Source organism: Leifsonia sp. Soil_N53 (assembly GCF_057655165.1).
The window spans coordinates 45,866-70,667 of sequence record NZ_JBDGMM010000063.1; the positions used below are offsets into that span (position 1 = coordinate 45,866).

Annotated in this window: 28 protein-coding genes and 1 pseudogene; 13 read left to right on the forward strand and 16 right to left on the reverse strand. The window is 72.3% G+C overall.

The window, feature by feature from the left end:
- Nucleotides 1–16: 16 nt before the first annotated feature.
- The gene (locus AC3A3H_RS12305) at nucleotides 17–2,374 is read left to right on the forward strand and encodes a beta-glucosidase (RefSeq protein ID WP_487614837.1); all 2,358 of its coding nucleotides are present in this window, start codon (nucleotides 17–19) and stop codon (nucleotides 2,372–2,374) included.
- A 10-nt stretch (nucleotides 2,375–2,384) separates the two neighbouring features.
- Here the strand turns inward: AC3A3H_RS12305 and AC3A3H_RS12310 are convergent, their stop codons facing one another.
- Complete coding sequence (locus tag AC3A3H_RS12310; RefSeq protein ID WP_487614838.1) at nucleotides 2,385–2,528, reverse strand: hypothetical protein; 144 nt, start codon at nucleotides 2,526–2,528, stop codon at nucleotides 2,385–2,387.
- Nucleotides 2,529–2,576: 48 nt separating this feature from the next.
- Here AC3A3H_RS12310 and AC3A3H_RS12315 point away from each other — a divergent pair, with 48 nt between their 5' ends.
- From AC3A3H_RS12315 to AC3A3H_RS12325, 3 genes are all read left to right on the forward strand, one after another.
- A complete protein-coding gene (locus AC3A3H_RS12315) occupies nucleotides 2,577–3,380 on the forward strand; it encodes a thioesterase family protein (protein WP_487614839.1) in 804 nt (267 codons plus the stop codon).
- A gap of 679 nt (nucleotides 3,381–4,059) precedes the next feature.
- On the forward strand, nucleotides 4,060–4,494 hold the full coding sequence (locus tag AC3A3H_RS12320; protein ID WP_487614840.1) for a VOC family protein: 435 nt from the start codon (nucleotides 4,060–4,062) through the stop codon (nucleotides 4,492–4,494).
- A gap of 5 nt (nucleotides 4,495–4,499) precedes the next feature.
- A complete protein-coding gene (locus AC3A3H_RS12325) occupies nucleotides 4,500–5,141 on the forward strand; it encodes a winged helix-turn-helix transcriptional regulator (RefSeq protein ID WP_487614841.1) in 642 nt (213 codons plus the stop codon).
- Nucleotides 5,142–5,158: 17 nt separating this feature from the next.
- Here the strand turns inward: AC3A3H_RS12325 and AC3A3H_RS12330 are convergent, their stop codons facing one another.
- Complete coding sequence (locus AC3A3H_RS12330; RefSeq protein WP_487614842.1) at nucleotides 5,159–5,695, reverse strand: dihydrofolate reductase family protein; 537 nt, start codon at nucleotides 5,693–5,695, stop codon at nucleotides 5,159–5,161.
- An 81-nt stretch (nucleotides 5,696–5,776) separates the two neighbouring features.
- Here AC3A3H_RS12330 and AC3A3H_RS12335 point away from each other — a divergent pair, with 81 nt between their 5' ends.
- Nucleotides 5,777–6,097, forward strand: a complete 321-nt coding sequence (locus AC3A3H_RS12335; RefSeq protein WP_487614843.1) for a hypothetical protein — start codon at nucleotides 5,777–5,779, stop codon at nucleotides 6,095–6,097.
- 15 nt (nucleotides 6,098–6,112) lie between these two features.
- Here AC3A3H_RS12335 and AC3A3H_RS12340 read toward each other — a convergent pair whose 3' ends face one another.
- Nucleotides 6,113–6,295 (reverse strand): hypothetical protein, encoded by a 183-nt coding sequence (locus tag AC3A3H_RS12340; RefSeq protein ID WP_487614844.1) that lies wholly within the window; start codon nucleotides 6,293–6,295, stop codon nucleotides 6,113–6,115.
- 81 nt (nucleotides 6,296–6,376) lie between these two features.
- Here AC3A3H_RS12340 and AC3A3H_RS12345 point away from each other — a divergent pair, with 81 nt between their 5' ends.
- From AC3A3H_RS12345 to AC3A3H_RS12360, 4 genes are all read left to right on the forward strand, one after another.
- A complete protein-coding gene (locus tag AC3A3H_RS12345) occupies nucleotides 6,377–7,399 on the forward strand; it encodes an alpha/beta fold hydrolase (protein WP_487614845.1) in 1,023 nt (340 codons plus the stop codon).
- Between the two features lie 54 nt (nucleotides 7,400–7,453).
- Nucleotides 7,454–8,128 (forward strand): class I SAM-dependent methyltransferase, encoded by a 675-nt coding sequence (locus tag AC3A3H_RS12350; protein WP_487614846.1) that lies wholly within the window; start codon nucleotides 7,454–7,456, stop codon nucleotides 8,126–8,128.
- Nucleotides 8,129–8,203: 75 nt separating this feature from the next.
- Nucleotides 8,204–8,869, forward strand: a complete 666-nt coding sequence (locus tag AC3A3H_RS12355; RefSeq protein WP_487614847.1) for a DUF433 domain-containing protein — start codon at nucleotides 8,204–8,206, stop codon at nucleotides 8,867–8,869.
- A 9-nt stretch (nucleotides 8,870–8,878) separates the two neighbouring features.
- Nucleotides 8,879–9,283 carry a PIN-like domain-containing protein gene (locus tag AC3A3H_RS12360; protein WP_487614848.1) on the forward strand — a complete coding sequence of 135 codons (405 nt, stop codon included), beginning with the start codon at nucleotides 8,879–8,881 and terminating at the stop codon, nucleotides 9,281–9,283.
- 7 nt (nucleotides 9,284–9,290) lie between these two features.
- Here AC3A3H_RS12360 and AC3A3H_RS12365 read toward each other — a convergent pair whose 3' ends face one another.
- Nucleotides 9,291–9,686: a hypothetical protein gene (locus AC3A3H_RS12365; protein ID WP_487614849.1), complete on the reverse strand. Its 396-nt coding sequence runs from the start codon at nucleotides 9,684–9,686 to the stop codon at nucleotides 9,291–9,293.
- Nucleotides 9,687–9,801: 115 nt separating this feature from the next.
- Here AC3A3H_RS12365 and AC3A3H_RS12370 point away from each other — a divergent pair, with 115 nt between their 5' ends.
- Complete coding sequence (locus AC3A3H_RS12370; protein ID WP_487614850.1) at nucleotides 9,802–10,989, forward strand: MFS transporter; 1,188 nt, start codon at nucleotides 9,802–9,804, stop codon at nucleotides 10,987–10,989.
- 24 nt (nucleotides 10,990–11,013) lie between these two features.
- Here the strand turns inward: AC3A3H_RS12370 and AC3A3H_RS12375 are convergent, their stop codons facing one another.
- From AC3A3H_RS12375 to AC3A3H_RS12405, 7 genes are read right to left on the reverse strand one after another with little or no spacing between them, the layout of a single operon-like run.
- On the reverse strand, nucleotides 11,014–12,642 hold the full coding sequence (locus tag AC3A3H_RS12375; RefSeq protein WP_487614851.1) for an alkaline phosphatase family protein: 1,629 nt from the start codon (nucleotides 12,640–12,642) through the stop codon (nucleotides 11,014–11,016).
- Nucleotides 12,639–13,334 carry a RibD family protein gene (locus AC3A3H_RS12380; protein ID WP_487614852.1) on the reverse strand — a complete coding sequence of 232 codons (696 nt, stop codon included), beginning with the start codon at nucleotides 13,332–13,334 and terminating at the stop codon, nucleotides 12,639–12,641. The genes AC3A3H_RS12375 and AC3A3H_RS12380 overlap by 4 nt, the downstream gene beginning before the upstream one ends.
- Nucleotides 13,331–14,341 carry a lysylphosphatidylglycerol synthase transmembrane domain-containing protein gene (locus AC3A3H_RS12385; RefSeq protein ID WP_487615071.1) on the reverse strand — a complete coding sequence of 337 codons (1,011 nt, stop codon included), beginning with the start codon at nucleotides 14,339–14,341 and terminating at the stop codon, nucleotides 13,331–13,333. Before AC3A3H_RS12385 ends, AC3A3H_RS12380 begins: the two co-directional genes overlap by 4 nt.
- Nucleotides 14,338–15,168, reverse strand: a complete 831-nt coding sequence (locus tag AC3A3H_RS12390; RefSeq protein WP_487614853.1) for an SAM-dependent methyltransferase — start codon at nucleotides 15,166–15,168, stop codon at nucleotides 14,338–14,340. The genes AC3A3H_RS12385 and AC3A3H_RS12390 overlap by 4 nt, the downstream gene beginning before the upstream one ends.
- The gene (locus tag AC3A3H_RS12395; protein ID WP_487614854.1) at nucleotides 15,165–16,259 is read right to left on the reverse strand and encodes a glycosyltransferase family 4 protein; all 1,095 of its coding nucleotides are present in this window, start codon (nucleotides 16,257–16,259) and stop codon (nucleotides 15,165–15,167) included. The genes AC3A3H_RS12390 and AC3A3H_RS12395 overlap by 4 nt, the downstream gene beginning before the upstream one ends.
- Nucleotides 16,232–16,630: a 6-pyruvoyl trahydropterin synthase family protein gene (locus AC3A3H_RS12400; protein ID WP_487614855.1), complete on the reverse strand. Its 399-nt coding sequence runs from the start codon at nucleotides 16,628–16,630 to the stop codon at nucleotides 16,232–16,234. Before AC3A3H_RS12400 ends, AC3A3H_RS12395 begins: the two co-directional genes overlap by 28 nt.
- Complete coding sequence (locus AC3A3H_RS12405; protein ID WP_487614856.1) at nucleotides 16,630–17,607, reverse strand: zinc-dependent alcohol dehydrogenase; 978 nt, start codon at nucleotides 17,605–17,607, stop codon at nucleotides 16,630–16,632. The genes AC3A3H_RS12400 and AC3A3H_RS12405 overlap by 1 nt, the downstream gene beginning before the upstream one ends.
- Nucleotides 17,608–17,717: 110 nt before the next feature.
- Here AC3A3H_RS12405 and AC3A3H_RS12410 point away from each other — a divergent pair, with 110 nt between their 5' ends.
- Both AC3A3H_RS12410 and AC3A3H_RS12415 read left to right on the forward strand, forming a co-directional pair.
- A complete protein-coding gene (locus tag AC3A3H_RS12410) occupies nucleotides 17,718–18,476 on the forward strand; it encodes a CDP-alcohol phosphatidyltransferase family protein (protein ID WP_487614857.1) in 759 nt (252 codons plus the stop codon).
- A 35-nt stretch (nucleotides 18,477–18,511) separates the two neighbouring features.
- On the forward strand, nucleotides 18,512–19,294 hold the full coding sequence (locus AC3A3H_RS12415; RefSeq protein WP_487614858.1) for an MBL fold metallo-hydrolase: 783 nt from the start codon (nucleotides 18,512–18,514) through the stop codon (nucleotides 19,292–19,294).
- Between the two features lie 65 nt (nucleotides 19,295–19,359).
- Here AC3A3H_RS12415 and AC3A3H_RS12420 read toward each other — a convergent pair whose 3' ends face one another.
- A complete protein-coding gene (locus tag AC3A3H_RS12420; RefSeq protein WP_487614859.1) occupies nucleotides 19,360–22,242 on the reverse strand; it encodes a bifunctional YncE family protein/alkaline phosphatase family protein in 2,883 nt (960 codons plus the stop codon).
- A 313-nt stretch (nucleotides 22,243–22,555) separates the two neighbouring features.
- On the opposite strand from AC3A3H_RS12420, the gene AC3A3H_RS12425 reads away from it, so the two are divergent.
- Nucleotides 22,556–22,777 carry a hypothetical protein gene (locus tag AC3A3H_RS12425; RefSeq protein ID WP_487614860.1) on the forward strand — a complete coding sequence of 74 codons (222 nt, stop codon included), beginning with the start codon at nucleotides 22,556–22,558 and terminating at the stop codon, nucleotides 22,775–22,777.
- A 26-nt stretch (nucleotides 22,778–22,803) separates the two neighbouring features.
- Here AC3A3H_RS12425 and AC3A3H_RS12430 read toward each other — a convergent pair whose 3' ends face one another.
- From AC3A3H_RS12430 to AC3A3H_RS12445, 4 genes and pseudogenes are all read right to left on the reverse strand, one after another.
- Nucleotides 22,804–23,358 carry a hypothetical protein gene (locus AC3A3H_RS12430; RefSeq protein WP_487614861.1) on the reverse strand — a complete coding sequence of 185 codons (555 nt, stop codon included), beginning with the start codon at nucleotides 23,356–23,358 and terminating at the stop codon, nucleotides 22,804–22,806.
- Between the two features lie 109 nt (nucleotides 23,359–23,467).
- Complete coding sequence (locus AC3A3H_RS12435) at nucleotides 23,468–23,623, reverse strand: hypothetical protein (protein WP_487615074.1); 156 nt, start codon at nucleotides 23,621–23,623, stop codon at nucleotides 23,468–23,470.
- An 82-nt stretch (nucleotides 23,624–23,705) separates the two neighbouring features.
- A pseudogene (locus AC3A3H_RS12440) lies at nucleotides 23,706–24,167 on the reverse strand (SDR family NAD(P)-dependent oxidoreductase); the annotation flags it as partial.
- A 190-nt stretch (nucleotides 24,168–24,357) separates the two neighbouring features.
- Nucleotides 24,358–24,726, reverse strand: coding sequence for a DUF7882 family protein (locus tag AC3A3H_RS12445; RefSeq protein ID WP_487614862.1), 369 nt, complete (start codon nucleotides 24,724–24,726; stop codon nucleotides 24,358–24,360).
- Nucleotides 24,727–24,802 lie beyond the last annotated feature (76 nt).

The window sequence follows — 24,802 nt, forward strand, 5'->3', positions numbered from 1 at the left end:
TTTCGAAAGGCTCTTCATGCAGACCCCTCCGTTCGACGTGGACGACGTGCTCGCCGCCCTCACCCTGGAGGAGAAGGCGTCGCTGCTCTCCGGCGTCGACGACTGGTTCACCCAGGCGATCGACCGGCCGGGGCTGCCCGCGCCGGTGCCCGCGATCGAGGTCGGCGACGGCCCGCACGGGCTCCGCAAGGAGACCGGCGTGGACATGGTGTGGGTGCCGGCGACCGGGTTCCCGACCGCGTCCGCGATGGGCGCCTCCTGGGACCGTGACCTGATGCGCCGGGTCGCCGCCGCGATCGGGGCGGAGGCGCGGGCGGAGGGCGTGCAGGTCGTGCTCGGCCCCGGCGTCAACATGAAGCGCTCGCCGCTGTGCGGGCGCAACTTCGAGTACTTCTCCGAGGACCCGCTGCACGCGGGCGAGCTCGGCGCTGCCTACGTGGACGGCCTCCAGTCGGCCGGGGTCGGGGCGTCGCTGAAGCACTTCGCGGCCAACAACCAGGAGATCGAACGCACCCGGATCTCCGTCGTCGCCGACGAACGGACGCTGCGCGAGACCTACCTGCCGGCCTTCGAGCGGGTCGTGCGCACGGCTGAGCCGTGGACCGTGATGTGCTCGTACAACCGGCTCCTCGGCGTGCACGCGTCGCAGAACCGCTGGCTGCTGACCGAGGTGCTGCGCGAGGACTGGGGCTACCGCGGCGCCGTCGTCTCCGACTGGGACGCCGTGCACGACCGGGTCGCGGCCCTCCGCGCCGGCCTCGATTTGGAGATGCCCGGCACCGGCGGCCGGACCGTCGCGGAGGTCGTCGCGGCGGTCCGCGCCGGCGAGCTGGAGGAGGCGGTGGTCGACGCCTCGGCGCGACGCGTCCTGGAGCTGGTCGCCCGCAGCTACCCGGGCGCCGACCTGGTGAACGGGCCGGTCATGGACCTCGGCCACGCGCCGGGGGACCGGCTCAGCCCGGCGCAGCTCGACCTGCTCGACGCCGACGCGCACCACATCCTCGCCCGCGAGGCCTCTGCCGCCTGCATCACGCTGCTGCGCAACGAGGGAGCGGTGCTCCCGCTGGCGGAGACGGGCGGCGCCGTCGCGGTCGTCGGCGCCTTCGCCGAGCACGCGCGCATCCAGGGCGGCGGGTCCTCCGGAGTCGACCCGACCCGGGTGGAGGTGCCGCTCGACGCCGTCCGCGCGATCGCCGGGGGTCGCGTGGTCTACGCGCCCGGATACGTCGACATCCCGAAGAACGCGTACCAGGACGACAACGCCGCGGTCTTCCAGGCGCACGGCGTCGCGACCGAGGCGGACCGTCCTGCGGTGGCCCGCCGCTCGGAGTACCTGGTCGAGGAGCTGCGGATCGCGGAGTCCGTGCAGCGCCTCCGCCAGGGTCCGCTCTCGGACGAGGCGCTGCGGCTGATCGAGGAGGCCGTCGAGGTCGCCGCCGCTGCCGAGTCGATCGTCGTGTTCGCCGGCCTCCCGCTCTCCCATGAGCAGGAGGCCAACGACCGGTTCACCCTCGACCTCCCCGCCGACCAGGTGGCGCTGATCGAGGCCTTGGCCGACCTCCGCGAGCGCACCGGCGCCTCCCTCACGGTCGTGCTGTCGAACGGCTCGCCCGTGACGATGGACCCGTGGCACGACCGGGTGGACGCGATCGTGGAGGCGTGGCTCGGCGGCCAGGCCGTCGGCGCGGCCGTCGCCGACGCGCTGTTCGGCCGCGTCAACCCGTCAGGGCGGATCGCGGAGACGTTCCCGCTGGCGATCGAGGACACCCCGGGCTTCCCGACCTGGAACGGCGAGCGCGGCACGGTCGTCTACGGCGAGGGCGTGTTCATCGGCTACCGCTGGTACGACGCGCTGCGCAGGAGCGTGCGCTACCCGTTCGGGCACGGGCTCTCGTACACCGGGTTCTCCTACGGCGACCTCCAGGTGGAGGTGGTCGATGCGGCCGCGGGGCGGGTGCGGGTCGCCTGCAAGGTCGCCAACGTCGGCGGTGTCGCCGGCGCCGAGGTGGTGCAGCTCTACGTGGGCGACCCCGACGCGGAGGTGCGCCGGCCGCTGCGCGAGCTGCGCGGCTTCGAGAAGGTCGCGGTGGAGCCGGGCGCGACGGTCACGGTCTCGTTCGAGCTGGAGAGCCGGGACTTCGCCTACTGGGACACCGCGGCGACCCGGCCGGACGGGCGCTCAGGCCTGTGGCGGCGCGAGGGCGGCGCGTTCACGATCGAGGTGGGCGCGTCCTCCCGCGACATCCGGCTGGCGGCGACGATCGACCTCCCGGACGACCCGGCGGTCCCGCCGCTCGTGCGCGACAGCGACCTGAGGGGCGTGGAGGAGGGCGGCGCGCCCGCGTCCCGGTTCGTGCAGGGGCACGCCGGGTGAGGCGGGTCGCCTAGCCCGGCTCCTCGTCCGACTCCAGGGTCTCGTCCGCGTCGATGGACGTGTCGTCGGTCTCGGTCGCCTCGATCGCGGCCTCCGCCTGCGCCCGCTGCTGGGCCTCGGCGGCGGCCTCCCGCTCGCGTTCGTGTCTGCTCATACGCTCTAGTCTCGCTCGCCGGGCCCTCCTGCGCCTACGTTGGAGGGGATGAACGCCGACACCCCCATCCCCGACGCCTACTTCGTGCAGCGCAGCGAGAACGTCTTCACCCCCACCCCGCACGCCGGCGGAGCCTGGGCGGACGACGAGATGCACTTCAGCCCGCTCGGCGGCCTGATCACTCACGCGATCCTCCGGCACGCCGCGAACCCGGACGGTCCGTCGCTGCAGCTGGCCCGGATCAGCTTCGACATCCTCGGCTTCCTCGCCCTGGACGAGGTGCAGCTCTCGGTCGAGACGATCCGCCCGGGCCGCACGATCGAACTGGTGGAGGCCACGGTCGTCATCCACGGCCGCGTCGCCGTCAAGGCGCGCGCCTGGCTGCTGTCCGCCTTCGATACGGCCGAGGTCGCCGGCGGTGCCGCGGGTGCGCTGCCGTCGCCCGAGTCGGCGACGCCGTGGTCGATGATGGACGCCTGGCAGGGCGGCTACGTCGCCTCCCTCGACACCCGCGCGGTGCGCTCGCCGGAGGCGGGTCGCGCCACCGTCTGGCTGTCGACCGGCTGCGCGCTCATCGAGGGCGTGGCGGTCGACCCGACGGCGGCGTGGATCACCCTGGTGGACACGGCCAACGGCGTCGCGGTGCGCGAGCATCCGACCCGCTGGATGTTCCCCAACGTCGACCTCACCATCCACCTGCACCGCGCGCCGGCGGGCGGCTGGCTCGGTCTCGACACCGAGGTGGTGTTCGGGACGACCGGGCTCGGGATCACGCGCTCGGTGCTGCACGACCGGGAGGGGGCGGTGGGCTTCGCGGAGCAGTCGCTGACGGTGCGGCGGCTGACGGAGTAGGGGCTAGAGGACGCACGACCCCGAGGAGACGACGTCCTGCTGCCTGGCGAGGGCTGCGTCGATGCGGTGGCTCGCGGCGATGAAGTCGGCTACGTCTCTGTCGAGGTAGCCGGGCGCAGCGAACGATCTTGTCGCGCATACTGGGCAGGTTCATCGCGTACACCGGCTCGTGATGCGCGATGCGGTTTCGGAACTTCCGGACGCCGTCGAGCTGGGCGTGCAGTTCCTTTCTGCTCACTCCGCCCAGGCCGCTGAATGCGTGTCGGAGTCGCGGTTGCCACAGCGCCGTCTCGTAGCTCAAGAGCTGGTGGCGTGCCACTCCCGATCCAGTGAGACCTACCCAGAATCCGAACGTTGAAGCACCCACCAACTCGTCCGGAGTCGGCTCCTGCCCGGTTCGGCCGGAGAGTCGCTTGATCGTCGCCTGAAGGCTCAACGACGCGGCGAACGCCGGAGTCGAGTGCGGATCCATCGCTCGACCCTAGGGGAAGCAAGAAGCCCCGGGAGTCCGATCAGATCGAATAGTCCCGGGGCGCAACAACAGAAACGCTAGCACGCCAGCCGCAGACCAGGCCCCTCCGGCGAGAATTCTCACCTTTCGGATCACCCTCTTGACGCGCCACTTGTTTTTTGCAAGTGTGGGTGTCAGCAACAGCGGACCATGACAAGGGAGACCACGATGACCGCGATGTTCGTCAACCTGCCGGTGACCGACCTGGAGCGCGCCAAGGCGTTCTACGAGGCCGTCGGGTTCACCATCAACCCCCTCTTCAGCGACCACAACGCCGCGTGCGTCGTCGTCGAGGAGGACCACAACTACTTCATGATCGTCACGCGCGACTTCTTCCAGACCTTCTCCGACCGCCCGGTCGGCGAGCCGGCGAAGACCGTGTCCGCGTCGACCGCGCTCTTCCTCGACAGCCGCGAGGCCGTCGACGCGACCGTGGCCGACGGGATCGCCGCGGGCGGTGTGGAGGAGCGTCCCGCCGCCGACTACGGCTTCATGTACCAGCGGCAGCTCGCCGACCCCGACGGCAACATCCTGGAGTTCGGCTGGATGGACCCCGTCGCCGCGCAGCAAGGACCCGAGGCGTACACGAGCCAGCAGGCCTGAGGTCCATGGTCGCGCGCGACTACGGGCAGTACGACGGGATCACCCAGGCCCTGGAGCTGGTGGGGGAGCGCTGGGCGCTGCTGATCGTCCGCGACCTGCTCGTCGGGCCGCGCCGCTTCGGGGAGCTCGCGGCGGGACTGCCCCGCATCCCGAGCAACATCCTGGCGGCGCGGCTCAAGGAGCTGCAGGCGGCCGGCATCATCCGCCGGGCGCCGCGCTCGCGCATCATCCTGTACGAGCTCACCCCGTACGGGCGGGAACTCGAACCGGTGGTGCTCGCCCTCGGCGCCTGGGGGTTCAAGGCGCTGGGGGATCCGCGCGACGAGCAGATCATCACGCCGGACTCGATGACGATCTCGCTGCGCACGGCGTTCCAGCCCCAGGTCGCCGCCGCGCTGCCGGCCACGGCGTACGGTGCGCGCTTCGGCGACGACGGCCTGCTCATCCGGGTGGACGGGCCGCGCCTGGTCGTGGACCGCGGCGACGGGCCCGCCGATCTGGCGTTCGCGAGCGGCCCGGGCATCCGCCGGCTCTTCTCCGGCGAGCTCACACCGGACGCCGCGATCGACGCCGGCGTCGTGGAGGTCCTCCGCGGGCCGCGCACGCTGCTCACCCGCTTCGCGACCACCTTCCACCTCGCCGCCTGACGCCTGCCCCTCGGTGGTCAGGGGAGGACGCGGTAGCCGAGGAGGAGGTAGCCGGTGCGGGAGACCGCGCTCGCGAGGGTCTCGAAGCGGAGCGGTGGCAGGCCAGCCAGCAGGCTCCTTCCGCCCTCCGCGATGCCCGGCGCGATCACGAGCCGCAGCTCGTCCACGACACCGCCGGCCAGCAGCGCCTGGGCGACCGAGATGCTGGCGTGCACGCCGATGTCGCCGCCGTCGCCCTCCTTCAGCCGTCGCGCGAACTCCACGATGTCCCCGTCCACGGCCTCGGCGCCCGACCACGCGGGTTCGAGCGGGGCCGACGTCGCGACGTACTTGGTCACCCCGTTGATGAACGCGGAGAACGGCTGGATGTCGCTGCCCGGCCAGAACCGCGCCCATTCGTCGTAGCTGCGCCGGCCGAGGATGACGGCGTCCTGGGTCGCGATCACCGCGCCCAGGTTGGCGTCCATGTCCGCGTCCCAGTCCGGGATGAAGGCATCCGGGTCCTCCGCGACCCCGTCGAGCGAGACGAGTTCGTAGACCACGATCTTCCGCATGAGCACCCTCCTGTCGACCGGGGCACTGTGCAACACCCCGCGCATCCGCTTGTATAGAACTCTCGACCGAGAGGATCCGCAATGACCGACCCCGTCGTCTCCTACGACCTGCTCACCACGCAGCTGCTCCAGGACCCCGACCTCGACGTCTCGGTGACTGCGACGGGGCTGCACGTGCGCGGCGTCCTGTTCGCCTACCTCGACGGCGGCGACCTGGTGGCCGACCTGCCGGAGGCGCGCGCCCGCGACCTCGTCGCCCGGGAGGTCGCTGTGCCGGTCGCGGCCGGGCGGGCGGAGGCGAAAGGCGCCTGGGTCAGGGTCGCCGACCCGGAGGACTGGCCCGAACTCGCCGCGGAGGCGCATCAGTTCGTCGGCGAGCCCGCCGTGGGCATGGACTCCTGAGACCGCTACCGCAGTTCAAGCGGCGCGACGCCTGCGCGTCCGTCGGCCCTGCTGCGACCGCACGGAGGTCATCGCGGTGACCTGAGCGGTCGCGCGTCGCGCAGCCGCCTCCGGCAGGACCGCCTCCACCAGTACCAGCGGCAGGCAGGCACGCTCTCGCACCCAGAGGGCGGTGCGGGTCACGGGTGGACGGCTCACGACGTGAGACGGTATCGGCCCGCGGCCCGCTGGTCAACCCCGGCTGGTGCCCCACCGGCCCCGCACGCGCACAATGTACGCATGCAGCAGCGCATCAGCAGGCTGACGACGGAGTCCGGCGTCGAGCTGGCGTTCGCGACGGTCGGCTCGGGCCGCCCGCTGCTCTACGTGTCGGGGTGGGTGAGCCACCTGCAGCTGAGCTGGGAGGTCCCGGAGGAGCGCGCCTACCTCGAGAGCCTCGCCCAGGGCTGCCTGCTCGTGCGCTACGACCGTGCGGGCTGCGGGCTGTCCGCGCCGGCCGGGCGGCCGCCGTCGCTGGCGTTCGAGCTCGAGGAGCTGGACGCCGTGGCCGCGGGCGTCGGTCCCGCGCCGTTCGACCTGATGGGCGTGTCGATGGGGTCGCCGATCGCGGCCGTGTGGGCGGCGGCGCATCCGGACCGGGTGCGGAGGCTGGTGCTCTACGGCGGCTGGCGGTCCGGTGCCGAGCTGTCCCCGCCCAGCGCGCGGAACCACATCCTCGCCCTGGTGGAGTCGCACTGGGGCCTCGGGTCGGACGTCCTCACCGACATCTTCGCGCCCGACGCGCACGCGACGACGCGGGAGGAGTTCGGCCGCTACCAGCGGGCGTCCTCGGACCCCGCGACCGCCCGGGCGCTGCTGGAGCTCAGCTACCACCTCGACGTCGGCGACCTCCTCGCCGGGGTGCGCGCGCCGACGCTCGTCGTCCACCGCGACCGCGACCGCGCGGCGCCGATCGCGCAGGCGCGTGCGCTGGCCGACGGCATCCCGGGGGCGGAGCTGGTGGTCCTCAGCGGGAGGTCGCACCTGCCCTACGTGGGCGACGCCCGCGAGCTGGTGGCGACGGTGCGCCGCTTCCTCGGCCTGCGGGCGGCGCGGCACCGGGCCGGAGGCCTGACCGACCGGCAGCTGGAGGTCGCGGCGCTGATCGCGGACGGCCGCACCAACCGCGAGATCGCGGACCGGCTCGGCATCGACGAGCGGTCGGCCGAGGGCCACGTGGAGCGCATCCGGCTCCGGCTGGGGTTCCGGTCCAGGGCGCAGGTGGCGGCGTGGTACGCGGCGCAGCGGGAGGGCATCCGCTGAAGTGGGGTAGTTCCCCGCCTGCGTCGGGGACGGAGGTCGGGGAGGCTGACCTCCATGACCCGAACCACCAATCTCGTCTCCGCGCCCGCGTTCGCCCCCGCCTTCGAGCAGCATCCCTTCCGCGGCCCGTTCAACGCGGCGTTCTTCCGCATCATGGACCCGTACATCGAGCACCACCTGCGCCCGCACAAGCAGCGGGCGTTCGCCGGCCTCCCGCACGAGGTCGTGGAGCTCGGCTCCGGCGTCGGGGCCAACCTTCCCTATCTGCCGCGCGGCGCCACGCTCATCGCCGTCGAGCCCAACCGCCACATGCACGCCCGCCTGCGCGCCGCGGCCGCCCGCGCCGGCGTCGCGCTCGACCTCCGGGAGCGCCTGGCCGAGAGCACCGGCCTGCCGGACCGCAGCGCCGAGACGGTCATCTCATCGCTGGTGCTCTGCACCGTGCACGACCCGGCCGCGGTGCTCGCCGAGGTGCGCCGCATCCTCCGCCCCGGCGGAACGTTCCGGTTCGTGGAGCACGTCGCCGCACCGGACGGGACGCCGACCCGGCTCGCCCAGCGCGTGCTGCGCCGTCCGTGGGCGTGGACGTTCGAGGGCTGCTCCTGCGAGCGCGACCTGGAGGGCGCGCTCCGCGCCGCGGGGTTCGCGCGCGTGGACGTGGAGCGCTACCGCGTGCACACGCCGTTCCTGCCGTTCAACACGCAGATCGCGGGGGTGGCGCTCACGTGAGGCGGTGTGGATAACGCAGCTTTCACTTTCGACGTCGCTAGTATTTTTGCGAGGACATTGGCGAAGGGAGCCATCATGGACGAGTTGTTGATGACTCCCATTTACGCGCAGGCGGAGGCCGCCGACATCATCAGGATGCCGCGGTCCACATTCAATCACTGGGCAACCGGCTATACGACGACATCGGGAAACCGCAAGCCAGCGTTTATCACAGTTGACCGCCCGGGGCGTGGTTACACCGTGCCGTTCATCGGCCTAGCTGAGGCCTGGATTGTCAAGGCATTCGCCCAAGCGGGCGTGCCCATGGGTCGAATCAGGCCGGCGCTCGAGCAGCTCCGCAGTCAGATCGGTGTCGAGCACGCTCTTGCAAGCGATCGGTTGAAGACGGACGGCGCAGAGATCCTCTGGGACCTGCGACAGCGGGATGCAGCATTCGACGACAATCGTCTCGTCGTCGTCCGCAATGGTGACGCGACCTTCGGTGAGATCGTGCGCGAGCACCTGAAACGCGTCGACTATCGGGATGGGTTCGTCGGTCAGCTCCGGATCCCACGAGTCGACGGCGCAGACATCACTGTTGACCCTCAGATCAACTTCGGCCAGCCCACGCTCACGCAATACGGGATCCGTGTGCACGACATCCTGGATCGGATCGCTGCCGGCGAGACCATGGAAGAAGTCGCTGCCGACTTCGACCTGCCCAACGCGACAGTCGAGCGGCTTGCGCTCGCGGCCGCTTAGGCGACAGAAGTGTCAGAGCTTCGCTTCTTTACCGATCGGAGCCTCGGCGATCATCACGTGCCCGGAGCGCTCCGCGCCGCCGGATGGGCGGTAGTGAGCATGCGCGAGCGCTACGGTCCCATAGCTGCGCAACAACTGGCCGACATCGATTGGATCCACGAAGCGACCGATAAGGGCGAGGTGCTTCTCACCGGCGATAAGGCCATCGCGAAGCGACCCCTGGAAGCGAGGGCTGTCCTCGCGGCCGAAGCACGTGTCTTCGCGCTAGGCAGCAGCCAACTCACAGGCGCAGCCAAGGCCGGACGGCTGTTGGGTCACGAGCGTGCAATTTTCAAGCGCGCCGGCTCGCATCCCGGCCCATACATCGTCAGTGTGACCGGACAGGGGCTTCAGGCACTCAAGCTGCTCTGGTAGGTGGCGCTCACGCCACCCGCGGCCTCCGGAACGCGACCCCCGAGGTGATGGCCAGCACCACGATGCCGATCGCCTCGAGGATGACGGTCTCCGGGACGAGCGTGAACGTCCAGACCTCGGTGATGCCGAAGAGGCCGACCGTGAGGGCGAGCAGGAGCGCGGCCAGGCTGGCGATGACGAACAGCAAGCTGAGGAGGGTGGCGAGCCGCAGCCAGGAGCCGCGGAGCACCAGCATCCCGACCGCCAGGACGACGCCCGCGATCGCGTTCAGGACGAACATGGTGCCCAGCAGGCCGCCGACGCCGTCGAACACGAGGAAGAGATGGATTCCGGCGATCAGCACCAGCACGATCGCGCTCAGGATGCGCATGAGCCACAAGGGGCCCTGGCTGCTTTTGGTCATGGACTTACCCGCTTCCGGTCCGGGCCTCCACGGCTGAAGGCCTCAAGGGGTACACGAACGAGCGACAGTATCGGTTCAACCGGGCGGGGTGCGCGAGGGGGCTAGCATCGCAACCATGTCTCACGCGTCGGACTGGAGTCCCGGAACGGTGCGCGAGGCGGCGGGCGGTCTCGTCGCGCTGACGGGCGCGACCTTCCTCGCGGTGACGACCGAGATGCTGCCGGTGGGGCTGCTGCCCGCGATCGGGCACGACGTGCGGGTGTCCTACTCGGTCGCCGGGCTGCTGGTCACGGTCTACGCGTTCATGGTCGCCGTGCTCGCCGTGCCGCTGACACTGTCGACCGCCCGGTTCTCGCGCAAGGGCCTGCTGCAGGCGACTCTCGTCGCGTACACGGTCAGCAACCTCGTCGTCGCGGTGGCTCCGGGCTTCGGCGTGCTCGCGGCGGGTCGGGCGTTCGGCGGCATCGCGCACGCACTTTTCTTCTCGGTCAGCATCGGGTACGCCTCCCGACTGGTCGCCCCCGCGTTCACCGGACGGGCGCTGGCCCTCGTCACAGCCGGGGCCGCAGCGGGGTTCGTGCTCGGGGTGCCGCTGTCGACCTCCCTCGGCACGGGCCTGGGCTGGCGCGCCGCGTTCGGTGTGCTCGCGGGCGTGTGCGCGCTCATGGTCGTGGTCGTCGCGGTGCTGCTGCCCGCTGTGCCGGGAGGCGGCACCGGCCACCTGGGGGAGGGCGTGGGCGCCCGGCGAACGCGGCTGGCGGTCGTCTCGGCGACGAACGCCGTCGTCTACCTCGGGCAGTTCACGGTCTACACGTTCGTGTCGGTGATCCTGCTCGCGACCGGGCTCCCGGCCGCGGGGGTCGGGCCGGTGCTGCTCGGGATCGGCGCGGTCGGGCTGCTCGGCACCTGGTTCGCCGCGGCGACGCTCGACCGTCGCCCGCGGGCGGCCGTGCTGACCCTGCTCATCGCGGTCACGGCCGGGCTGGTCGGGGTGGGGATCGCGTTCCCGGTTCTCGCCGGCGTGCTGACGGCCGCTGCGCTCTGGGGCGCGGGCTTCGGCGGGGTGGCGTCGGTGTTCCAGACGGCGGCCATCCGCACCCGCGGCGCCACCCCGGAGGTCATCGGGGCGCTCGTGAACTCGACGGCGAACATCGGGATCGGGGGAGGCGCGGCGGTCGGCGCGGCGGTGCTCGCCGGGGCCGGGCTGGGGTGGCTGCCGTTCGCGGGCGCTGCGCTGGTGGTCGCAGGGCTCGTGGTCGTCCTGGTCGCGCGGCGCTCGTTCCCGGCGTCGCCGGAGGGCTGACACCCCGGAGGGCTGAGGCGCCGGTCAGGGACCGTACGCCGTCAGGAACCGGTCGCGGAAGGTGTCCATCCGCCACACCGGCGCGGTCGGCGACGGCAGCAGTCCGGGCTCCCAGCCCCACGAGGCGATCCGTTCGGTGACGGCCGGGTCCTTCGCGATGATGCTGATCGGGACGTCGTGGTTGGCGCCGGGGCCGCTGACGACCGTCGCGGGCTGGTGGTCGCCGAGGACGACGAGCACGAGGTTCGGGTCGTCGAACGTCGTCAGGAAGGAGGTCAGCGCGCCCATCGAATACTCGATCGATTGACCGTAGAGCTGCTGGACGTGGTGGGGGTCCTGCCAGACGACGCTCGGCGGGAGGCCCTCGGCCGGCTGCGGGTCGTAGACCGAGCCGTCGCCGATCTGGTCCCACGGCAGCAGCTTCGGCAGCGGCGTCCACGGGGTGTGCGATGAGACCAGGTCGATCTCCGCCATCACCGGCTGGTGCGGCCCGGCCAGCTCGTGCTGCTGGAAGTAGGACAGCGTGTACTGGTCCGGCACCTTCGCGTAGCTGAACGACGGCCCCTGGTAGCCGACGTTCTTCGCGTTGAGCTCCTGCTCGTAGTGGTAGAACGAGCTCCCGACGGCCCACGGCTTCGAGTCCGAGGGGATGTCGCTGACGGTCCGCCACCCGGCCTTGCGGAAAGCCGCGCTGAGGGTGAAGCGCGTGCCGGAGGTGACCTGGTTGTAGCGCTGCTGGGAGTCGATCCACAGGCCGCTCTGCAGGGTGGAGTGCGCGAGCCAGCTGATCCCGCCGAACGTGGACGAGGTCAGGAAGGCGCTGCGCTCGGAGTAGCCGTGCGCGGCGAGGGCGGCGTTGCCGCTGCGGAGGACGTCATCCACCCCCGGCGAGAAGGAGGTGCCCTGCACGGCCACCTGCCCGTAGCTCTCCACGAAGGCGATGATGACGTCCTTGCCCTTCAGCCCGGTGAGGAGGTCGGACGCCGGGAGCGCGGCGTACGGGTCGGTGACCGCCGCGCGGCGGAAGGCGGCCTGGTCGCGGGCCGCAGCCTCCACCTGGTCGACGGTGGTCGCCGCGGCCGAGAGGGTGTCCGCTGCGGCGACCGGATCGCCGGGCACGAGCTGTGCGCCGACGAGCGCGAGGACCAGCCAGCCGGCCGTCACGGCCGACGCCGCGATCAGGCTCCGCCTGCGCCGCGCCGCCAGGACGCGCGCAAGGTGCAGCAGCGAGGCGGCGACGGCTGCGACGGCGGCGACCGCGGCCAGGGCGACGAGCGCCAGGATGCCGAGGGCTCCGGCCGTGCCCGCCGAGTCGCGGACCACCCCGTAGCCGTCGACCACCTCCGGCCAGCCGCTCACCACGTCGAACGGCCGGCCGACCGTCGCCTCGAACGCCCGGTCGAGCGCGGCGACGACCGTCGCGAGCACGAGCAGCACGGCGACGACGATCGCCACCGTCCGGCGCACCCAGCGCCACGGGATCACGATCAGCGCGGCGAGGGCGAGCACGCACTCCAGCGGTACGCGCACGAGAGCCAGCGCCGAGCCGGAGCCGATCAGGCCGGGGGCGAGGGCGGCGACGAACAGGGTGAGCGCGGAGAGCACCGTCGCGACCGTGGACCAGACGCGGCGGGTGGTGGGGGTGCGGGTCACGAATAGCCTCCGTAGCGGTCCGACAGGGCGTAGCGCAGCAGCACGATCTCGCCGATCGGCCGGGCCTCCACGAGCGCGGCGCGGCGGTCGCTCGTCCAGGGGAACGCCCCGGCCCCGACAAAGCGCGGCGCGTCAGGATCGCCGACGAAGAACGGCGCGACGGCGAGTTGCAGCTCATCCACCAGGCCCTCCGCGAGGAACTGGGTCAGCGTCCTCCCGCCGCCCTCGACCATCAGCCGGCGCACGCCGCGCTCGCCGAGGTCGGCCAGCAGGTCGGCCATCCGCACATCGTCGCCGAGCGGAACGACCGTGGCGGCGTCGCCCAGCCGGTCGGAGAGCCGGCCGTGCTGGTCGCGCGGGCAGTACACGAGCTTCACGGTGTCGCCGAGCGTGAAGAAGTTCGCGCCGGGGTCGAGCTCGCCCGTGGAGGTCACGGTCGCCTTCCACGGCGTGCGGCACTTGCCGGAGGCCGCCCGCCGGTCCTGGCGTTCGGCGCTGCGGACGAGCAGCCGGGGGTTGTCGCGTCGCACTGTTCGCGCGCCGACGAGGATGACGTCGTGCCGGGCGCGGACCTCGTCCACCCGGTCGAAGTCGGCGGCGTTCGAGAGCGCGAGCTTGGGCGGGCGCGCGGTGTCCAGATAGCCGTCGAGGGAGATGGCGCAGCTCACGGTGACGTACGGTCGCTCGGTCATGACGGCATCCTCCTCCTGCGCACCAGGGCGGCGGACTGGGCGATCACGGCGCCCGGTGCGATGGCGACGAACGCCAGCACGCCGTACAGCGTGGCCGCGGAGACGCCGGCAGCCGCACCGAAGCCCGCCATCGCGAACGCCCACCCGGCCGCGCCCTCCCGCGGACCCCAGCCGCCGAGGTTGGCGGGGATGGAGGCCGCGAGCAGCACGACCATCCCGAGCGCGAGCATGCGCAGCGGCGGCACGGGCGCGCCGACGGCGACGGCGGCGATCGCGAACAGTGCGAGGTGGCATCCGCAGACGATCACGGACGTGAGCACGGCCTGGACGCACACAGCCGCGGAGCCGAGGCCCTCCCGGACCTCGTGGAGCTCGTGCGCCAGCGCGGCCCGCACCCGGCGGCTCGCGAGCGCCGCCACCGCGACGGCGACGGCGACGGCGACGAGCGCGACGCCGAGCACGGGCAGCAGCACGCCCTCGAACTCCATCCCGACGACCGCGAGCACGACGACCGCGAGCGCCAGCTGCACGGCCTGGCCGACCACCCGCTCCAGCGCGACCGCCCGCGCCGCGGCGACGAGCCGGTCCGCGCGACGGCCGTGGTCGACCGCGCGCTGCACGTCCCCGACCACGCCGCCGGGCAGCACCGTGTTCACGAACTGAGAGCGGTAGTACATCCCGACGGCGGTCGACCAGCGCAGGCCGACGCCGAGACGCCCGGCGATCAGCCGCCAGCGCCAGGCGGCGGCCGCCGTCGCGACCGCGGTCAGCGCGATGGCAGCGGCGACGGTCGGGCCGTCGACGCTCAGGAGGCCGTGGACGAACGGGCCGGCGCCGACCCGGGCCGCGATCGCGAGGAGCACGACGGCGCCGACGAGGGCGCGCAGGGCGGCGCGGAGCCACGGGCGGGCGAGAAGGTCGCGGAGGCGCTGGAGGCGGGGGTGGGGCGGGGCCTGCGCGACCTCGGGCGCCGCCACCTCATCCGCCACGCCGAGCCGGACGGTCATCGCGGCCACGCCAGCACGTCGAGGTGGTACACGACGGCGGAGAGCCGGCCGCGCTGCTGCTGGTCCCGGCGCAGTCCCCGGTAGTCGCCGGCCTCGGCGAGCAGCGCGCGGTCGCCGTCGACCTCCGCCTGCTCCAGCGCCGCGTCGGCCCAGCCGTCGAACCACTCCGCCAGCAGTCGCGGCTCGCGAGCGTCGAGACGCCAGGTCGTCAGCGCCGTGCGGACGTGCCAGCCCGCGCGTCCGAAGAGCCCGCGCACGATCGGCGCGCCGAACCGGCCGAGCAGGCGGCGGCCATCCACCTCGCGGCGCTGGTGCTCGTTGAAGGCGCGGGCGAAGCGGATGTCGCGCGGATCCCACGGCCGCAGCTCCACGTCGCCGGTCACGCTCAGGGACAGGAAGGCGGGCGCGCCGACGGCGACGCACGCGTCCACGATGGCGTGCACCTCCTGAGCGGTCACGACGTCGAGCAGCGCGGAGGCGGTCACGAGGCCCGCGCCGGCCAGGTCGGCGGGCGCGAGCCGGTCGAGCGGCGTGACGCGCGAGCTGACCGCGATCGGCCGCCCGGTGCGGTCGCGAGGCGGCTCGGCCTCCGTCGCGTGCGCGGTGAGCTCGGCGTTCCAGTCGTGGAGCACCCAGGTCTGCGGTCCAGGGAGCTGCGGCGCGAGCCAGCGCATCATCGAGCCGGTGCCGCTGCCCAGGTCGTGAACGGTGAACGGACCGGCGACGAGCCCCGCCGCCAGCCGCGCGAGCCGCCGCGACCGGGCCCCGGCGTCCTCCCGCTCCCGCAGCGCGAGCCAGTCCGCGCTGACCTCCAGAACCTCGCTCACGACGGCACCGCCTCGGTGCGCAGCCCCTCGAGGGCGGCCTCGCCCAGGGCGGAGGCGAGGATCGTGGTCGTGTCCTCCCAGCGGCGGCCGGCGTCCCGCGCCGCCAGCGCTGCCGCCTTCAGCGCGTCGCGGCGGGCGGCGCTCGACCACCACTGCTGCAGCACGACCCGCAGCGCCCACGGGTCGTCGGGCGGAACGATCATCGCCGCGTCCTGCCGCGCGATCGCCTCCGGGATGCCGCCGACCCCGGCCGCCAGCACCGGGACGCCGTGCGCGAGCGACTCGGCCACGGCCATCCCGTAGCTCTCGGTGCGCGACGGCAGCACGACGAGGTCCGCGTCCGCGTACGCCTCCGCGAGCGCAGCGCCCGTGAGAACGCCGGCGAACCGGATCCGCCCGGCGAGGCCGGCCGCGTCGATCACGGCCGTCAGCGCCTCGACGAAATCGGGCGCGACCGCGGTCGACCCCGCGAGCGTGCAGGTCCAGTCGTCGCGGTCGGCGAAACCGGCGAGGGCGCGCACCAGCAGGTCCTGGCCCTTGTGCGGCGCGATGGCGGCGACGCAGAGCAGCCGGCCGCCGCTCTCGGAGGCCGTCGTCGCGGGCGCCGGATCGACTCCCGGGTGCGCGACGACGATGCGGTGCGGGTCGCCGGCGTCCTGTTCGAGGAGCTGGGAGCGGGTCCAGGCGCTCGTCGCGACGATGCGGCGGGCGGAGCGCAGGGCGGCGAGGGCGGCATCCGCGGGGGCGCCGTCTCCATGCGCTCCGTCTCCGGCGTGCGACGCCGCCATATGGGCGAGCACCACGATTCGGAGCCGCGAGCGGTGCGCCACGATCGCCTCCGGCTCGCGAGCGACGAGCAGGCCGTCGACCAGCGCGAGCGCGCCCTCCGGCAGCCCGGCGAGCGCCCGGCCGGTCCAGCCCGTGCCGCGCCCGGTCACCAGGAGCATGCGCACGGTCCATCCCTGCGCGCGGAGCCCGTCGCGGACGCGGCGGTCGTACCGGTTCCCGCCGCTCACCCGCTCCGGGTCGTCGATGCCGTCCGGGACGACGAAGAAGACCTCGTTCACAGCGGCCTCGAATAGCTCGCCCACGCGATGTGCGACTCGTGCAGGGTGACGGAGACGGAGGTCAGGCCGGTCGCGCGGCCGAGGGAGCCCGCAGCAGCCGCGTCCGCGAGCCGGTCGGCGATCGCCCGGCAGAGCACCTCCGTCGTGGTGTTCACGCCGGCGAAGGCGGGCTCGTCGTCCAGATTGCGGTAGGTCAGGGAGCCGGTGATCTCCGCGAGCACGGCCGTCGCACGACCGATGTCGACCACCACGCCGTCCTCGTCGAGCTCGTCGGCGCCGAAGGTCGCGTCGACCACGAAGGTCGCGCCGTGCAGGCGCTGTGCGGGCCCGAACGCCTCGCCGGTGAAGCTGTGGGCGACCATGAGGTGGTCGCGGACCGTGACGGTGAACGGCATCAGGCGTCCTTCCAATCGATGCTGTGGCAGAGCTCCGCGCCGGGCGCGGCAGCCAGCCGCGCGATCACCTCGGGCAGATCGCGCCAGGACGACTCCCCGGTCAGCAGGGCGTCGAACGCCGGGTCACGCAGCAGGTCGAGCGCCAGCGCCAGCCGTGCGGTCGTGCCGCGCCGGTCGCGGCGGCGGGGCGAGACGGCGCCCACCTGGCTCGACCGGATGGTCAGCCGACGGGAGTGGAAGTCCTCCCCGAGCAGCAGGGCGACGGGACGGTCGCCGAACCAGCTCGCCTCGATCACCTCGCCCTCCGTGACGACAGTCTCCAGCGCCAGCCGCAGCCCGGCCTCCGAGCCGCTGGTGTGGATGACGAGATCGCGATCGTGCGGCGCCGTGCCCGGCTCCGCGAAGCCCACGCCGAGCCGCCGCGCGACCTCCTGCCGGGTGGGATCGACGTCGACCAGGACGACCTCCGCCCCCGGGATGCCCTGCGCCAGCCGCGCGACGCAGCAGCCGATCATCCCGGCGCCGACGACCGTGATCCGGTCGCCGACGAGCGGTGCGGCATCCCACAGCACGTTGACCGCGGTCTCCACGGCGCCCGCGAGCACCGCGCGCTCGGCCGACACGCCCTCCGGCACCGGGACGACCGCCTCGGCCGGGACCACGAACGCCGACTGGTGCGGGAACAGCGAGAACACGGTGCGCCCGGCCAGCTCGGAAGGTCCCTGCTCGACGACGCCGACGTTGAGGTAGCCGTACTTGACCGGGCCGGGGAAGTCGCCCTCCTGGAACGGCGCGCGCATCCGCTCGCGCTGGCTCTGGGGCACCCTGCCGCCGAACACCGTCGACTCGGTGCCGCGGCTCACCCCGGTGCGCAGCGTGCGGACGAGCACCTCGCCGTCGCCGGGTGGGCGCAACGGCTCGGTGCGCAGTTCGCCGACGCCGGGCTCCACGACCCAGAAAGCGGTGGCTTCGAGCACGTCCAGTTCCTCTCCGTGGATCCATCCCTGTGAACCATCCGCGCACAGTCTGCGTGTTAAGGCAAGATGCGGCAGCGCAGGGCGCCGTTCCCCAGAGACACGAGGCTCACGTGAAAAGGGTTCAACTCGCAGCGGTCGGCTGGGCCGGCGCAGGCGTCGCGCTCGTCCTCCTCATCGGCCTGCTCGACGTGGAGTGGTCGACGACCCCGCTGCCCGCGACGGGCTGGGTGGCGGCCGCCGCCTACCTGGTGGTCTCCAACGCCCTGCTGGTCCGCGGCCTCCAGCGCCGCCGGTCGGACCGCTTCGGCCCCGCCAACATCGTCACCTCCATGCGCTCGACCCTGGTGGGGCTGATCACGGGGCTGGTGGTGGCGTCCTTCACCGGCCCGGTGCCCGTCCCGCTGCTCGTCGGACTCGTGATCCCGGCCCTCGCGCTCGACGCGGTCGACGGCTGGGTGGCCCGGCGCACCCGGACGGCGAGCGAGCTCGGCGCGCGGTTCGACATGGAGGTCGACGCGTTCCTGCTGCTGGTCCTCAGCGTCTACGTCGCCCCAGCGCTCGGCGTCTGGGTGCTGGCGATCGGCGCCCTCCGCTACGCGTTCGTCGCCGCGGGATGGCTGCTGCCCTGGCTGCGCGCGCCGCTGCCGTACCGGTACTGGCGCAAGGTGGTGACGGCGTACGCGGGGGTCGCGCTCGCGGTGGCGTGCAGCGGGCTGGTCCCTGGCGTCGCCATCGTGCTGGTCGCGGGTGCGCTGGCGCTGCTGGTGGAGTCGTTCGGGCGGGACGTGATCTGGCTGGTGCGGCAGCGTCGGCGGGAGCGGCGGGAGCCGGAGGCCGCGGAGGGGGAGCGCGGGGCTCTCCTACGATGAAGCGTTCACCGTTTTCACCGCAGGAGGTCTCGCCCATGGGCTCGAGCGCACCCGACCGGCTCCGTGTCATGTCCCTCGGCGGGCCGAGTCTCCTGCTCGAGCTCGGCGACGCGCGGTTCGTCGTCGACCCGACCTTCGACAGCGCCGGCGACTACCCGATCGGGACCCGGACGCTCACCAAGACCACGGACGCGCGCGTCCGGCCCGACGACCTCGGACCTGTCGACGCCGTGCTCCTGTCGCACGACCAGCATCCGGACAACCTGGATCACGGCGGCCGGGCCTATCTGCGCACGACCCCGCTCGTGCTGACCACGACCGTCGCCGCCGGCCGCGTCGACGCGTCGTGCCGCGGCCTCGAGCCGTGGGACTCCGTCGTCGTCAAGGACGTCACCGTCACGGCGGTGCCCGCCCAGCACGGCCCGGACGGCACCGAGGGCGCGACCGGACCCGTCATCGGGTTCGTCCTGGAGGCGGACGATTCGCCGACGGTGTACATCTCCGGGGACAACGCCTCCCTCGCGGTCGTGACCGCCATCGCGGAGCGCTTCCCCTCGATCGGCCTCGCCGTGCTGTTCGCCGGTGCCGCGCGGACACCGCTGGTCGACGGCTTCCTCACCCTGACGAGCGCCGAGGCGGCGCAGGCCGCGCGCATCCTCGGAAGCCCGCGCGTCCTCCCGGCCCACACCGAGGGGTGGGCTCACTTCACGGAGGGCACGGAGGAGTTCATCGCCGCCTTCGAGGCCGACGGGGCGAGCGAACTGCTGCAGCACAGGGCGCCGGGGAGCTGGGTCTCGATCCCGGGACGCGACACCTAGGCCGTCAAAACGCCGGCGCCCTCATCCACACGGGATGGGGGCGCCGGCGTGCCTGACGGTGGCTGCTACTCGTCGTCGTGGTCGACCGACCCCGGCGCGATGCCCGGCACGTCATCCGGGCCGTAGATCTTCGCGTCGCCCGGGTACGCCGAGGTCCAGTGGTGCGCCTGGTACCAGGTCCAGCGGTTCATCAGCTGCGGGTTGTCGTAGTCCGGGATGGCCGGGTGGCCGGCCGTGCCCGTGAAGTGCTGCTTGCCCGCCCACTTCTGCCACTGCGCCGCCGTCGACTTCTCGGCCGCCGGGACCTCCTCCGCCTTCGCCGCTGCCGCGTTCACGGCTTTCGCGGCGTCTCCGGTCGCGCCCATCGTGTCGTAGCCGCACGCCGGGGCGGTGACGACGCCCTCGGTCAGCGGCACCTGGTTGGCCACCGCGTTGTAGGGGGTGAGGTCGGGATTGTTCGTGAACGCGTCGGTCATCGGGGTCGCCGCGGCGAGCTTCTGGTTCATCGGCTGGGCGCCGAGGATCTGCTCGATGGTCCGGACCAGGTTGATCTGCGAGTAGAACGTGCTCACGGTCTTGCCGTGCGCCGCGTACGGGCTGATCACCTGGATCGGGGCGCGGTGGCCGTCGACGTGGTCGGCGCCGTCCTGGGTGTCGTCCTCCGCCACGAAGATGGCCGAGTCCTTCCAGTACTGCGAGTGCGAGATCTCGTCCACGATCTTGCCCACGGCGACGTCGTTATCGGCGACCTGCGCCTCCGGGTCGGCCGTGCCGCCGGTGTGGTCGCTGGAGAGCCAGACCATGTTCAGGTTCGAGGGGCCGTTCTTCTCGAAGTCCTGCTTCCAGGTCTCGTAGCGGTAGATGTCCGGCACCGCCAGGTCGAACGGCGCGGCGTTCGGGTCGGTGATGGCGTTCAGCGACGGGATGGCCGAGCTCGCGTGCAGCTGGATCGACGGGTCGAACAGGGTCGACGGGTCGCCTCCGGCCATGACGTCCTTGGCCGTGCAGTAGTACTGCTGCCAGGTCGCGCTGGCCGGCTTGCCCTCGCCGTACTCGAACTCGCCGAAGTTCTTCGCCGTCTTGCCCGCGGACTGCACCGACGTCCAGAGGAACCCGGAGCGCTGATGGCCGAGCACGTCCTCCTCGGTGTCGTACGAGCGGGTGTACTCGCCGGCGCTGGTCTCGGTGTAGGCCGGGTTGTCGCCCTGCATCAGCCAGTTGTGGCCCTCCGCGGAGTTCGTGCCGATGTCGTACGTGTTGTCGTACAGGCCGAACTGGGTGGCGAGCGCGTGCTGGTTCGGCGTGGCCTTCGCGCCGAACTGCGCCAGCGTCGGGTCGCCGTCGCCCTGCTTCATGTCGCCGTACAGCTGGTCGTAGCTGCGGTTCTCCTTGACCAGCAGGAACACGTGCTTGATCGGGGAGGGCTCGCCGATCCGCTTCGGGATGGCGTTGGTCGGCGCGCCGTCCGCCTGTGCGGCCGACGCCTGCTTGACCGAGTCGCCGGTCCAGCCGTTCTGCGTGAACACCGTGGCCGTGTACTTCTGGATCGCCGCGTCCGACGGCAGGGTGAACTTGGTGAGGGAGGCCGTGGTCGCGTGCGTCGCGTGGCCGGTGGCGGCCGTGGTGCCCTGGCCCTTGTTGAAGGTCAGCGCCGGGCCGCGCGCGTCGATGCCGCGCGTGTTGGTGACCACGATCGAGCCCTTCACCGCGGTGACGTTCTCCGGGAAGTAGTCCGTGGGCAGCAGGCCGATGAACGCGGCCGGGTCGCGCGGGTCCTTCCGGTCGATCGTGTAGACGGCGATCGCGTTCGCGCGGCCGAGCGAGACCAGCAGGTGGTCGCCCTGCTGGGTGATCGCGGTCGGCTCGTAGCCGGTCGTCGACGACGCCCACGGCTGCGTTGCGAAGGTCTGCACGACCTTGCCCGAGCGCGTGTCGATGACCGAGACGGTGTCGCTGTTCGTGTTGGCCACGTACAGCGTGGCGCCGTCCAGGTGCATCGCGGTCGGGTGCAGCTGCACCGGGATCGTCGTGGCCGGCTCCGCCGGGTTGGCCGTGTCGATGACGCTGACGGTGCCGGTCGTCGAGGTGCCGAGGTTGGTGTCGGCCGGCACCTGGGTGCCGTACGAGCCCATCGTGGTGTCGCCGGCGACAGCCTCGCGGCCGCCCTCGTTCGACACGTAGAGGTGCGAGCCGACGAACGTCAGCTGGCGGGGAGCGATGCCGACGGGGAACGTCTGCATGATCGTGCCGGCCACCGGGTCGATGGCGACCACGGTGTTCTGGCCGTTCACGGCGGCGTAGAGCGTGGAGCCGTCGGGCGAGAACGCCATCCCGGCGGTCAGCGCCTCCTGGCCCGCGGCCGAGTTCGGGATGGCGATCGTGGTGCCGGCGCCGAGCGAGCCGTCGGGGTTGAACGGGAAGCGCACGATGCCGGTCGCGACCGGCTCGAACAGGAACTTGCCGTCCGGCGAGAAGACCGGGCCCTCCTGGCCCACGGTGCCGTCGGCGATCTTGGAGTACTTCATCGACCCGTAGCCTGCGTTGGAGGCCGCCGTCGCGAACGACGTCGCGGCGAGCGTGCCCGCCGCGGCGACCGGCTTGTAGCTGTTGAGGTCGAAGACCTGCAGGTCGACCGAGCGGTCGGTGCTCGTGCCCACGAGGTAGTGGCCGTCGGGGCTGACCGTCGACCCCATCAGCTTGCCGAACGGCGTCATCAGGCGGGTGCCGACGGGCTGGATCAGCTGGTTGGACGAGATCTGCTCGCCGCCGGGGTAGTCGCCCCCGACCTTCTGGTTCCCGAAGGCGATGGTGGAGGCGGTGGCGATGCCGCCGCCCAGCAGGACGAGCGCGCAGGTGGTCGCGGTGACCGCGAGGACCCGCTGCCGTGGGGTGAGTGACGAGAATCGGCGCCGGCCGGATTTCTGGCGCCGAGGGGTGTTGCCGTGCATGGGAGAGACCTTTCCCGAGCTTGGAGGAGTGGAGAACACGGATCGGCGAGGCATGCGAGACGACGCCCCGACCGGTTGAGGGACCTCATAGCGAGGTCACAGACATGACCCTGGCGTGCCCCTCTTCGGGGGGTCAACCAAACGGTCTATGAACGCGGGGTTACGGCGGCCGGGCGCCGGTGGGCGTGTCGACGGCGAAAAGCCCAGGCGGGAGGCGGTTTGCGAAAGTGAACGGGGGCTGAGCCGCCGGAGGCGCGTCTGTCAGGACTCTCAGGCTGCCCGGGCGGAGTCAGCCGGTGGCACGATGGGCGGCATGGACAATCTGCAGACCGCCGAGGAGGCCATCCGCGCGGCTCGGGCGAAGCTGATGGCGGCGGCGTCCGGTGCCGGGGGTGCGGCTCCCACCGCCTGGGTCGAGTCGCTGCAGCTCGCGCTCGACGCGATCGAGAGTGCCGTCGCCGAGCTGAGCGAGCTGCGCGATCCGCCGCTGGAGAGCTCGGGGGAGACCGGGCCGGACTCCTCCTACATCCGCTGACTGGTCTTACATCCGCAGGGCGGCCGTCAGCCGCCGAGCGCGGCTACGACGGCCTGCGCCTCGCCCCAGTACTGGGCGTAGTAGTCCGGGTCGGCGTTGACCTGTACCGCGTGCGCCGCCTGGGTCGGTGTCATCGACTGCCAGCCGGGCAGGCGCACCAGTCTGCGGAAGAAGTTCGTGGCGGCGGTGTGCGGGTCCATCCGATCGGCCAGCGTGCCCCACGCGCCGTTGTCGCGTTGCTGGAAGAGCCCGCGGCTGTCCGGTCCTGCGGCGTCGCCGTAGTCGAGGTTGCGGAGGCCCGACTCGCCGATCGCGGTCATCACGCCGATCGTCTCGCCGTACGGGCCCACCCCGAGGTCGCGCGCGGCGGACAGGATCGTGGCGGCCATCGCCAGCTCCGGCGCACAGAAGCCGGCAACCGGTCCCTGCGGGACGGCGCGTCCCGCCACCGTGGTGGCGGTCGCGTCCGAGCACGGCTGCGCCGCGGACGTCGCGGGCTCGACGGCGACACGAGAGGCCACGAACAGGCCGCCGGCGACGACGAGGCTCGCGACCAGGAGGGTGACGACGGCTCTGCGCATCCTGTACCTCCCGCCGCCGCGGACCACCCGCGGAGGTGCCCACCCTATGGGCGCCCGCTCTGCGGTCGCTGAGCCCTGCCTGACGGAAGTCTGGACGTATGCGGGTGGGTCAGCGGCGTCCCGATGCGCTCCCGGCGGCGACGAGCGCCGCGCCCACGAGGGCCGCCCCCGTGACGCCGAGGGCCCGCCGGTTCCGCGACGCCCAGGCCTGGGCGCTCGTCGTCTTGGCGCGGTCGTCGAACGGCCCGTGCGTGCCGTGGTCCACGGTCCGGTCCGCCGCCTCCCACAGGTTGGCCGGCTGGTCGGAGGGCCGCGGCTCGTCGGTTTGCTGCGAGGCGTACCCAGTGCGCCTCCGGCGTGATCTGCCCGAATTCGGCGAAGACGGAGGAGAACGCACAGTTCACCCAGACGTCGAGGCGGCCCCACTCGGTCGTGACGCGCTCGGCCGCGGCCTCCACGGCGTCCGCGTCGGCGACGTCGACCGGGACCGTGAGCGCCCGCCCGCCCGCCCTGCGCACCTCCTCGGCGGCGGCCTCCAGCCCGGCCTCGCCGCGCGCCAGCAGTGCGACGCTCGCGCCGTGCCGCGCGAATTCGACGGCGGCGGCGCGGCCCACCCCTCCACTCGCGCCCGTGACGACGACGACGGCGCCCTCCAGCGTCTCGATGCGGCTCATACCTGCTCCTCGTGTTTCGTGGTCCGGTTCAGCGCCGATGGTCCGCGCTCCTTCCGAATCCGCAACCCCTTGCGTTCCCGCACGGGCGGTCAGGCATCCGGCGTGAGGTGCCGGGACGAACGACCACGACGACATCGCGCGCGCTGCCGCGAAGCTGCTCGAGCAGATCGACGACTGAGATGTCGAGCACGATCACGACCGGGTGCGACAGCGTTCATGAGCGGCGACCAGCGACTGCATCGACCAGCGAAGGCGGAGACGAGGTCCCGAACACTCGCCCCCGCCGTCCGACCCGCGTCACCCGGCCGAGGCCGGGGACCGGACGTCAGCGGCGCAACGCGCCTTCCATCAGATGCTGCACCGCCGGCGGTGATCCTGTACCCCGCCCCGCTGTCTCGTGATGGCCGTCCTCGTCGACCACGATGAGCCCGTTCGCGCTGGACGCCGACTCGGCGAGAATCTCGAGCCAGTCACGGTTGACCGACGGGGTCCGCGATCCGGAGAACTTGAAGTAGAGCGGGATGGACGGGTCCAGCCAGATCGTGGACCGGCCGTCACCGATCTCGGGCGCGTCCCGCCAGGTCATGGCGAAGCTCTCGTGCCGTCGCAGTTTGTTGACGATCACGATCTGCAGGTGGAGAAGAAGCCGGTCGTCGAACTCGATGATCGTCGAATCGTAGATGAGCGTGCCCATGGGAACCTCCTCTGGGTCGCGTTAGAGAAATTGTGATCGTTTCCGCGCGGAAAGTCGATGGTCGCCGCCTGATTTG

Coding starts and splice junctions, on each gene's coding strand:
- AC3A3H_RS12305 (WP_487614837.1), top strand. CDS start 17: ATGCAGACCCCTCCGTTCGACGTGGACGACGTGCTCGCCGCCCTCACC.
- AC3A3H_RS12310 (WP_487614838.1), bottom strand. CDS start 2,528: ATGAGCAGACACGAACGCGAGCGGGAGGCCGCCGCCGAGGCCCAGCAG.
- AC3A3H_RS12315 (WP_487614839.1), top strand. CDS start 2,577: ATGAACGCCGACACCCCCATCCCCGACGCCTACTTCGTGCAGCGCAGC.
- AC3A3H_RS12320 (WP_487614840.1), top strand. CDS start 4,060: ATGACCGCGATGTTCGTCAACCTGCCGGTGACCGACCTGGAGCGCGCC.
- AC3A3H_RS12325 (WP_487614841.1), top strand. CDS start 4,500: ATGGTCGCGCGCGACTACGGGCAGTACGACGGGATCACCCAGGCCCTG.
- AC3A3H_RS12330 (WP_487614842.1), bottom strand. CDS start 5,695: ATGCGGAAGATCGTGGTCTACGAACTCGTCTCGCTCGACGGGGTCGCG.
- AC3A3H_RS12335 (WP_487614843.1), top strand. CDS start 5,777: ATGACCGACCCCGTCGTCTCCTACGACCTGCTCACCACGCAGCTGCTC.
- AC3A3H_RS12345 (WP_487614845.1), top strand. CDS start 6,377: ATGCAGCAGCGCATCAGCAGGCTGACGACGGAGTCCGGCGTCGAGCTG.
- AC3A3H_RS12350 (WP_487614846.1), top strand. CDS start 7,454: ATGACCCGAACCACCAATCTCGTCTCCGCGCCCGCGTTCGCCCCCGCC.
- AC3A3H_RS12355 (WP_487614847.1), top strand. CDS start 8,204: ATGGACGAGTTGTTGATGACTCCCATTTACGCGCAGGCGGAGGCCGCC.
- AC3A3H_RS12365 (WP_487614849.1), bottom strand. CDS start 9,686: ATGACCAAAAGCAGCCAGGGCCCCTTGTGGCTCATGCGCATCCTGAGC.
- AC3A3H_RS12370 (WP_487614850.1), top strand. CDS start 9,802: ATGTCTCACGCGTCGGACTGGAGTCCCGGAACGGTGCGCGAGGCGGCG.
- AC3A3H_RS12380 (WP_487614852.1), bottom strand. CDS start 13,334: ATGACCGAGCGACCGTACGTCACCGTGAGCTGCGCCATCTCCCTCGAC.
- AC3A3H_RS12385 (WP_487615071.1), bottom strand. CDS start 14,341: ATGACCGTCCGGCTCGGCGTGGCGGATGAGGTGGCGGCGCCCGAGGTC.
- AC3A3H_RS12400 (WP_487614855.1), bottom strand. CDS start 16,630: ATGCCGTTCACCGTCACGGTCCGCGACCACCTCATGGTCGCCCACAGC.
- AC3A3H_RS12415 (WP_487614858.1), top strand. CDS start 18,512: ATGGGCTCGAGCGCACCCGACCGGCTCCGTGTCATGTCCCTCGGCGGG.
- AC3A3H_RS12420 (WP_487614859.1), bottom strand. CDS start 22,242: ATGCACGGCAACACCCCTCGGCGCCAGAAATCCGGCCGGCGCCGATTC.
- AC3A3H_RS12425 (WP_487614860.1), top strand. CDS start 22,556: ATGGACAATCTGCAGACCGCCGAGGAGGCCATCCGCGCGGCTCGGGCG.
- AC3A3H_RS12430 (WP_487614861.1), bottom strand. CDS start 23,358: ATGCGCAGAGCCGTCGTCACCCTCCTGGTCGCGAGCCTCGTCGTCGCC.
- AC3A3H_RS12445 (WP_487614862.1), bottom strand. CDS start 24,726: ATGGGCACGCTCATCTACGATTCGACGATCATCGAGTTCGACGACCGG.